This is a genomic window from Pseudomonas sp. SDT291_1_S447 (assembly GCF_054070155.1).
Window position 1 is genome coordinate 1 of the sequence record NZ_JBSVXS010000169.1, and the last position, 8478, is coordinate 8478.

Below are 8478 nucleotides of genomic sequence, written 5' to 3' on the forward strand. Positions count from 1 at the left end.
ATTCCGAAACCCCAATTGCGAAAGCAGTTGGGGTTTTGTTTTGTCCGCAGGAAAGATTTTCAAGCGCATTGACCTGCCCCCAACCGTCGCAAGAGACGCCATTGGGGAAATTCCTTCTGAGTGACCGGGCAGTTTTTGGTATGGTGCAGCTCGTTTTTAACGGACTGATGTCATGCCCATGGATCGGCACTCATTTATGTTTATGTCAAAGAGTTGCTGTAGAAATGCCTGAGCCCATCCCGATCAAGGATCACGAAAAAGAGACGCGTCTGGTCAACAAACGGTTGATCGCTTGCGCCATGTTCGTCTTCGCCGTTAGCTGCGCCCTGGTCGTGCGCCTGTACATCCTGCAAGTGGTGGAATTCGACTACCACTCGACCATCTCTGAAAACAATCGCGTCCACGTCTTGCCGATCCCGCCGACACGCGGCTTGATCTACGATCGCAATGGTGTACTGCTCGCGGATAACCGTCCCAGTTTCAACCTGACCATCACCCGCGAACGCGCCACCGACGTCAATCAAGAACTGGACGAAGTCATCAATCTCCTGCACCTGCCTGCGGAAGATCGCACAGTCTTCGATAAAGCCATGAAGCAGTCCCGCCACCCGTTTACGCCGGTGACGCTGTTCTATGAGCTGACGGAAGAGCAAATTGCCGTACTGGCCGTCAACGAGTTCCGCCTCCCGGGCCTGGATGTCGAGCCGCAATTTGTCCGCCATTACCCACTCGGCGCGCACTTCGCCCACTCGATCGGTTACGTCGGCCGGATCAACGAAAAAGAATCCAAAACCCTCGACTCGGTGGAGTACCGCGGTACCCAATCGATTGGCAAAACCGGCATCGAACGTTTCTATGAAGCCCAGCTACACGGCCACGTGGGTTACGAAGAGGTGGAAACCAACGCCCAAGGACGCGTACTCCGCGTGCTCAAACACACCGACCCGGTCCCCGGCCAGAACATCGTCCTGAGCCTTGATATCAAGCTGCAGGAAGCCGCCGAAGCCGCGCTGGGTGATCGTCGTGGTTCCGTGGTAGCGCTCGATCCGTCGACCGGTGAAGTGTTGGCCATGGTCAGCAATCCGAGCTTCGACCCGAATTTGTTCGTCACCGGTATCAGCTCCAAGGAATACTCGGCACTGCGGGATTCGATCGACCGGCCGCTGTTCAACCGTGTACTGCGCGGACTTTACGCCCCGGGATCGACCATCAAGCCAGAAGTGGCCATCGCTGGCCTCGATGCCGGTGTGGTGACGCCGCAAACCCGCGTCTTCGACCCCGGTTATTACCAGCTCCCGGACTTCGATCACAAGTACCGCAACTGGAACCACAGCGGCGACGGCTGGGTGGACATGGACGCGGCGATCATGCGTTCCAACGACACCTACTTCTATGACCTGGCCCACAAGCTCGGTATTGATCGTCTGCACGATTACATGGCGATGTTCGGCCTCGGCGAGAAAGTCTCTCTGGACATGTTCGAAGAGTCGCCCGGCCTGATGCCATCGCAAGCGTGGAAACGCGCGACTCGCCGGCAAGCCTGGTACCCGGGCGAAACGGTCATCCTCGGTATCGGCCAGGGCTACATGCAAGTCACGCCACTGCAACTGGCTCAGGCCACGGCATTGATCGCCAACAAAGGTGTATGGAACCGGCCGCACCTGGCCAAAACCGTCGATGGCGTTGCCCCGGTCGATGAGCATCCGATGCCGAACATCCTGCTCAAGGATCCGCGAGATTGGGAACAGGTCAATCACGGCATGCAGATGGTGATGCACGATGCCCGAGGCATTGCTCGTGCGGCCGCGGCTGGTGCGCAATACCGTATCGCTGGCAAGAGTGGTACGGCGCAGGTGGTGGCGATCAAGCAAGGCGAACGCTACAACCGCGAGAAAACCCTCGAGCGCCACCGCGATAACGCCTTGTTCGTTGGCTTTGCGCCGGCTGAGCATCCGAAGATTGCGATCTCGGTGATGATCGAGAACGGTGAGGCTGGTGGTCGTGTCGCCGGCCCTGTGGTGCGGCAGATCATGGATGCCTGGCTGCTGGATCAGGACGGTCATCTCAAGCCGCAATACGCGGCGCCGACCAAAGCGCCTGGAGACCCGCACGTCTAACGGTTCGCAGCCTCGGCTCATGCTGGTTGAGCCGAGGCTGTGAGTTGCCCTGCAAAGCCTATTTGCAGCGATAACCCTCGGGCATCGTGACGGTGTAGTTGCGCTGAACACGGTCCTCGAAGTTGAGGTTCTGCAGGCCTTGCTCCACTAGAAAGTCTTCGACCTTGGAGGATTGGCAGTCTTCGTTATAGGACGAAGCGCGAAGCAGGTAGACCGGGCGCTTACTGACTTCATCGCGTGCAGTGGCAACGAAGGTGCTGAGAGTGGTGTAACCGGTGCGCTCCGAGGTACCTATCGGACCATAGGTCGTGTTCGGTTTACTCGTGCACGTCAGCCGATCGTCCTTTTTCTTGCTGGTCTTGCACACGGTAGAGGTGCTGGTCGGCACTTGCCCATACTCGGTGGCGGTATATCGGTAAGTCACCTGTCGGCTGCCGACATCGAGGCTGACGGTCATTTTTATCGGCGCATGGTTCTTCGGCAGACTGGCGTCGGTATAAACCTCTTGGTAGCCCCTGTCTTTCAACGCATTAACCATGTCGCGAAGATAGTAGCGGGCATTAAGCGCGTTTTCGTCACTGCCGCCTACAGACGTCACCAGCACAGTTGCCTTTCGATCAAAATGATAATCCGGATCAGGTGTGGCATTTAGCGCTACGTCCATTTGCGTGGCGCAGCCGCTGATCAACGCTGTCAGTAAAAACAGCGCGCAGAATAAAAACCGGGTCATGACAAAGTCGCCTTACAAACTAAGGATTGAATAAGAGTAAAACGCTGTGGACTGACGACAATTAACTCGCGCGGATGCGCAAGGTTCAGTCTTTCTGGTATTCCAGCAAATCGCCTGGCTGGCAATCGAGTGCTGCGCAGAGCTTGTCCAAGGTGGCCATTTTCACGCCCTTGACCTTGCCATTTTTCAGTAATGACAGGTTGGCCTCGGTGATGCCCAGCAGGCTGGCCAACTCTTTCGAGCGAATTTTTTGCGTGGCCATGACAACGTCAAGGCGGACGATAATGGTCATTGTATTGTTCTATATGTATTGGCTTTGCTCATCGCTGAGTACTTTTGCATCGCGCATGATAATTGAAAACAAACAGAGCAATACGCCTTTGACAATCTCGTAGGCAGAAGTGGAAGACAGGCCGACCGAGAACTGAAAAATACGATCCCCTGGCGGCAGATCAATAGACAGGGCCAAACCTTGCAGGGTCTCTACCAGCGGGTAGGCGGCCGGTGAAATGATGCACAAAATCCCCACTCGCCATAACACCTTGATATTGCGCTCGGTCCAGGTTTCGCCGCGGGACAAGCGCAGGAAAAACAACCCGGTCAGCCAGAGCACGTAGGTCGAAAGCAGGACGGGCAGGAAATCCAGAACGACGAGCAGCGCAGTGACCACTGGCGAGAGCCATGTGTCGGGGGCAAGCAGGGCACCTTCGACAAACGGGTCAAGTAATTGCGGCGAGTTTTCGGCGAAGGCGTAGAGCAGCGCCGCGAGCATTTCATCCGTTTTGAAGAGCCAGATCGAAGCGTTGCCACCGACCTCGGTCACCCCCAAAACCCAGACAAGAATCGCTGCCAGTAGTCCGACCCAATGCATGCGCTGCAGTGCCAATCCGTTGTTACGAGTACTCATGAAAAATCCTTGCGGTGTCATTGGGGATGACTAATTCTCGATGTTAAATTATCGAATGGCAATAATAAATTGTTCTTGTTTTGTGAAGGTCGCTCTTGGCATCGAGATGCCGGGGGGCCACAGCATCATTCTCAGTTCATTCGCTATGGGGAGAATTCCAAGGTCGATGGGCTCTCGAATTCGAAACAAGTCGAGAGCGCAGGAGGGACGCGATCCACTCGGTGGCCGCTGGTATCGATGACGGGGTCAGGGATTGATTAGAGCGGGACACACGCGACAGGCATGTTTGAGTCGCCCGCTCTTACCGGGTTTACTTGATTTCGGTTATGAAGTTTTCCCGCGAGCGGCGAACCTTTTTCAAGTTGACCAACCAGTCTCCCTCTGTGGCTCGATGCCCCAGCGGCAGAATCACTACACTGCGCAGGTTGCGGGCCGCGAGTCCGAGGATTTCATCGATGGCTGCCGGGTCGAAACCTTCCATCGGTGTGGCATCGACTTCTTCAAACGCCGCAGCGATCAAAGCCGAGCCCAAACCGATATAAGCCTGCCGCGCAGCCGCCTGATAATTAGCCTCCTTGCCACGTCCAGCGACAATGCCCAAGAGCATCTGACGGTAATTTTCCCATCCTTCGTTAACGGTCCCGCGAACTTCGTTGGTCAAGTCGAACATCATGTTGACCCGCTCCGCAGTGATGTCATCCCAGGCGGCAAACACCAGCAAATGAGAGCAGTCGGTAACCTGCTGCTGATTCCAGCTGACGGCTTTGATCTTTTCGCGAATCTCCGCATTGGTCACTACGAGCAATTCAAAAGGCTGCAGTCCACTTGATGTCGGCGTTAACCGCACCGCTTCCAGAATGCGCTCGATTTTTTCTTCGGGCACTGTCCGGGAAGGATCGAACTTTTTCGTTGCGTAGCGCCATTTCAGCAGGTCTGTCAGTGTGCTCATCATCAAATTCCATAAAGGTGAAAGATGTTCAGGTGGGTCAATAGCGACTGGCTGTCGTGCTGAACCTGAGCTTATGCTAACGATTAAAGCCAACTTGAAGGTCAAGCTCTTTTATGAAGATTGGAGAGGTTTCCAAGCGCACAGGTGTTGCCGCTTCGGCAATACGCTATTACGAGGAGCAGGGTTTGCTGGAGCCTTCTACCCGCGACACCAACGGGTATCGTCACTATGGCGAGGCGGCTGTCGCGCGATTGATCCTGGTGCGCGATGCCCAGCGGCTGGGATTTTCTCTCGACACCATACGGGGCCTATTCCTGGAGGACGGGAGTTGCTCGAAATCGTTGACCATCGAGCAAATCGATATCCGTATGGATGAGATACGCCAGATCGAGGCCAACCTGACGATGCAGCGGGAGGGTTTGTTGCGGCTACGGCATGTGCTGGAGGAAAGCTTGCGCAGTGGTGCACCTGTCGTGTGCGCGAGTGTGCAACGGACCGAGTCGTATCGGCCCGAGCAGAACATGATCACGCGCAACGCGTTGAACGGGCGTTGACCCACATTTGAAATGCGTTCCAATGTGAGAGCCTGCTCGCGAAAGATTCCTCAATACCGCCGCAAGAAATCAGGCCCCAGGCACCGGGCAGCTCATGTCACCTTCTTCACACTTCAAATACTGTTTCAGCGCCTCGACCCGCACCTTGGTCACCCCGGTCAGACAACTGCTGTAGACCCACGGATAAACGCTTCCGCCAGTTACCCCGGACGATGAAAACTTGCACTCGGCATCCCGAAACCCGAGCCACGCCCGCTGTGCACTGACCAATAGTTTCTTGCCATCCGGGTTGTCCTTCAAACGCCCGGTGATCTGCTGGTACACCGCGTTCAACTCCTTGTCCGCCGCTTTGAAGTCCTGCCCGGCGCACTGATTCATTGTCGCCTGGTCGCTGGCATTGGCGCAGTCGACGGCGGCATGCGCGAGGGGGGGGAACAGGAGGGGCGTGAGGGCCAGAAGCAGGCGTGGGGACATAGTCAAATCTCGCTGTATCGAAGTAAGTGCCGAGCAGTGTAGCGGGTGTGTTGCGCTTATTCCGGCGGGCGCACTCGGGAAGCCGCAAGCAAACGGTCGGCGGTCGCCGCAATCTCTTCAACGTCGTGCAGTTTTTCCAGCCAGTGTTCAGGAATCCCCCGCACGCCGTAATAGGCGCCGGCCAACTGTCCGGTAATCGCGGCGGTGGTATCGGCGTCATCGCCCAGGTTGGCCGCCCGCAAAATGGCCGCTTCGAAGCTGTCCGTGTGGTGAAAGCACCACAACGCCGCTTCCAGCGACTGCACGCTGTAGCCACTGCCTTTGATGTCTGCCTCGGACAGACCGAGGAAATCGCCACGCGCAATGGCGGCGACCTTGGGTTGCGAGAAGCTGGCGAAAGGCAGCTGCCGCAGTTCTGCTTTGCTCGCGCCTTCAAGCGCTCTGGCGAGCAATCCGGCCAACAATTGGCAACTTTCGATGGCTTCTGGTGCTGCGTGGGTGGTTCGCGAACTGTCGGCGGCAAAGCTCTGGATTTGCCGGGCGTCGGGAAAGTAGAACAGCACCACCGGAGCCAGACGCATCAGTGAACCGTTGCCGGCACTGTACGGGTCGGTCGAACCGGCGAAGGGATCAGCGGTTTGCTGATATTGCGCCAGCGCCTGACTGACGGTCATGCCGATATCGAAACATTCACCGGTCGAGCTGAGATAGCCCCATTGCCACCAGTTGAGGTAGCGGCCCATCTGATCGGCAGCATTGAAGCCATTCTTGTTCAGCAGGCTTTCTGCCAGACACAGGGCCATCGAGGTGTCATCGGTCCACTGCCCTGGCTTGAGGTGGAACGGGCCACCGCCGACCATATCGGTCAACGGTTGGAATGATCCCCGTGGTTTGAACTCAACCGTAGTACCGACAGCGTCGCCGCATGCCAGACCAAGCAGGGCACCGCGGTAACGTTCGGCGAGGGATGGCGGCATGATTCGTCCTTGTTGATTCAAATTCGCTGGAAAAGGTAACAGTTTCGTTGGGCGAAGGGTGCCTGGATCCATCACAGTACCGGTCAGAAAACTGCAGCTTGATGTTTCCTTGCTGATGAATGACTGCACCGCTCTGATACAACTTCACATTGGACATGTGGTCATAGAGGCCTAGTGTTCAGAACAGGAGGTGACGTATGAAACCAGTACCCAATAGTTTCGAACGCAAAATCACGCTCAAGGCGTCGCGTTCGCATGTCTGGCGTGCATTGGTCGATGCCGAGGCGTTTGGCCAGTGGTTTGGTGTAGCGCTGGAGGGCAGGCGGTTTATTGCTGGTGAATGGACGCAAGGGCAGGTCACGTATCCGGGTTATGAACATGTGTTGTGGAACGTGTTGATCGAGCGGGTCGAGCCGCAGCAACTGTTTTCGTTCCGCTGGCATCCGTATGCAGTCAATCCGAAGATTGACTATTCCCAAGAGCCGACCACGCTGGTCAAGTTCGAGCTACAGGATTATGAGGACGGCACACTGCTCAAGGTTTCCGAGTCAGGTTTCGCGCATATTCCCGACGTTCGCCAGAAAGAGGCCTATTTCATGGACAGCCGTGGCTGGGAGGAGCAGTTGAGCCGGCTCGAACAGTTTCTTGCCGAGAGCGCCAAGGCCCGCGAGCGTGACGGTGGCTGACATTTTCGAACCTTGGCTGAAACGCTGGGCACTGGTGCCGGACGGCGCGCCGATTATCACGCCCGGCAGCCGTCTGCTGCCGGTACGCGTGAACGACAGGCCGGCCATGCTCAAGGTGGCGCTGGATATCGATGAGAAGTACGGCAATCGGCTGATGACCTGGTGGGACGGTGACGGCGCTGCACGAGTGTTGGCGCATCACGAGGATGGTCTGCTGATGGAGCGCGCCATGGGCCGACGCTCGCTGATGCACATGGCAGTGAATGGCGAAGATGACGAGGCGAGCCGGATTCTCTGTTCGGCGCTGGCACGATTGCATGCACCGCGCGTAACGCCACCGCCGCCTCTGGTGGAATTGGGGCCGTGGTTTGCTTCGCTGCGAGTCGCTGCTGCCCAACATGACGGTCTCTACAGCCTGAGCCTGCAAACCGCGGAAACCCTGCTCGCCGATCCACAGGATGTGGTGGTGCTGCACGGCGACATGCATCACGACAATGTTCTGGATTTCGAATCGCGTGGCTGGTTGGCAATCGATCCGAAGAGGGTGAGGGGCGAACGTGGTTTTGACTACGCCAACCTGATGTGTAACCCGGACTTGCCGACGGCCACGGATCCCGCGCGTTTTCGCCGACAGCTGGATGTGATTGTCGAGGCCTCCGGGCTTGATCGCCGCAGGCTTCTGCAGTGGGTGCTGGCGTTCGCCGGTTTGTCGGCGGCGTGGTTTCTCGAGGATGAAGCGCTGGAGCAGGCCTCAGGGCAGCTGAAAGTCGCGCAGATCGCCGCTTCAATGCTCGATGCCTGACAGGGCTAAGGGTTTTCGGAAGGGTTTCTATGGCGAATGTCTTACACGCACTGGTAGCTTTTACGACTATTGCCGATTGGATCCACTGCGTAATCTACACACATCAACTGAGACACAGGGAGTGTTTCAGGATCAGGGATGATCGACCATTTGCAAGGATCGCTGCCGACAGGGAGTCGATAATGGTCTTGGGAAAAACCCGCTTCGGCGGGTTTTTTTTCGTCTGCATGTAGGAGCTGCCGCAGGCTGCGATCTTTTGATCTTGCTTTAAAAAGCCAAAGT

General features: G+C 56.8%; 10 protein-coding genes. 4 read left to right on the forward strand and 6 right to left on the reverse strand.

Annotation, left to right across the window (positions count from 1 at the left end):
* The first annotated feature begins 224 nt into the window (after positions 1 to 224).
* Entirely contained in the window at positions 225 to 2117 is a 1893-nt protein-coding gene (mrdA, locus tag ACW9IR_RS27310; protein WP_095121026.1) for a penicillin-binding protein 2, read from the forward strand.
* A 58-nt stretch (positions 2118 to 2175) separates the two neighbouring features.
* Here the strand turns inward: mrdA and ACW9IR_RS27315 are convergent, their stop codons facing one another.
* The 4 genes from ACW9IR_RS27315 to ACW9IR_RS27330 all read right to left on the reverse strand — a co-directional run bounded on the left by ACW9IR_RS27315 (position 2176) and on the right by ACW9IR_RS27330 (position 4703).
* Positions 2176 to 2847, reverse strand: coding sequence for a hypothetical protein (locus ACW9IR_RS27315; protein ID WP_457465723.1), 672 nt, complete (start codon positions 2845 to 2847; stop codon positions 2176 to 2178).
* Between the two features lie 85 nt (positions 2848 to 2932).
* Positions 2933 to 3139 carry a helix-turn-helix domain-containing protein gene (locus tag ACW9IR_RS27320; protein ID WP_007910409.1) on the reverse strand — a complete coding sequence of 69 codons (207 nt, stop codon included), beginning with the start codon at positions 3137 to 3139 and terminating at the stop codon, positions 2933 to 2935.
* Positions 3140 to 3148: 9 nt separating this feature from the next.
* Positions 3149 to 3754 (reverse strand): hypothetical protein, encoded by a 606-nt coding sequence (locus ACW9IR_RS27325; RefSeq protein WP_457465725.1) that lies wholly within the window; start codon positions 3752 to 3754, stop codon positions 3149 to 3151.
* A gap of 310 nt (positions 3755 to 4064) precedes the next feature.
* Positions 4065 to 4703, reverse strand: a complete 639-nt coding sequence (locus ACW9IR_RS27330) for an NAD(P)H-dependent oxidoreductase (protein ID WP_457465727.1) — start codon at positions 4701 to 4703, stop codon at positions 4065 to 4067.
* 113 nt (positions 4704 to 4816) lie between these two features.
* Between ACW9IR_RS27330 and ACW9IR_RS27335 the strand changes: the two genes are divergently transcribed.
* Positions 4817 to 5257, forward strand: coding sequence for a MerR family transcriptional regulator (locus ACW9IR_RS27335; RefSeq protein WP_110720546.1), 441 nt, complete (start codon positions 4817 to 4819; stop codon positions 5255 to 5257).
* Positions 5258 to 5326: 69 nt separating this feature from the next.
* On the opposite strand, the gene ACW9IR_RS27340 is transcribed toward ACW9IR_RS27335, so the two are convergent.
* Both ACW9IR_RS27340 and ACW9IR_RS27345 read right to left on the reverse strand, forming a co-directional pair.
* Positions 5327 to 5731, reverse strand: coding sequence for a lysozyme inhibitor LprI family protein (locus ACW9IR_RS27340; RefSeq protein WP_102902004.1), 405 nt, complete (start codon positions 5729 to 5731; stop codon positions 5327 to 5329).
* Between the two features lie 56 nt (positions 5732 to 5787).
* Positions 5788 to 6708, reverse strand: a complete 921-nt coding sequence (locus tag ACW9IR_RS27345; RefSeq protein ID WP_186615732.1) for an ADP-ribosylglycohydrolase family protein — start codon at positions 6706 to 6708, stop codon at positions 5788 to 5790.
* A gap of 197 nt (positions 6709 to 6905) precedes the next feature.
* Between ACW9IR_RS27345 and ACW9IR_RS27350 the strand changes: the two genes are divergently transcribed.
* Both ACW9IR_RS27350 and ACW9IR_RS27355 read left to right on the forward strand, forming a co-directional pair.
* Complete coding sequence (locus ACW9IR_RS27350; RefSeq protein ID WP_095121031.1) at positions 6906 to 7394, forward strand: SRPBCC family protein; 489 nt, start codon at positions 6906 to 6908, stop codon at positions 7392 to 7394.
* Complete coding sequence (locus tag ACW9IR_RS27355) at positions 7381 to 8196, forward strand: aminoglycoside phosphotransferase family protein (protein WP_457465730.1); 816 nt, start codon at positions 7381 to 7383, stop codon at positions 8194 to 8196. The genes ACW9IR_RS27350 and ACW9IR_RS27355 overlap by 14 nt, the downstream gene beginning before the upstream one ends.
* Positions 8197 to 8478 lie beyond the last annotated feature (282 nt).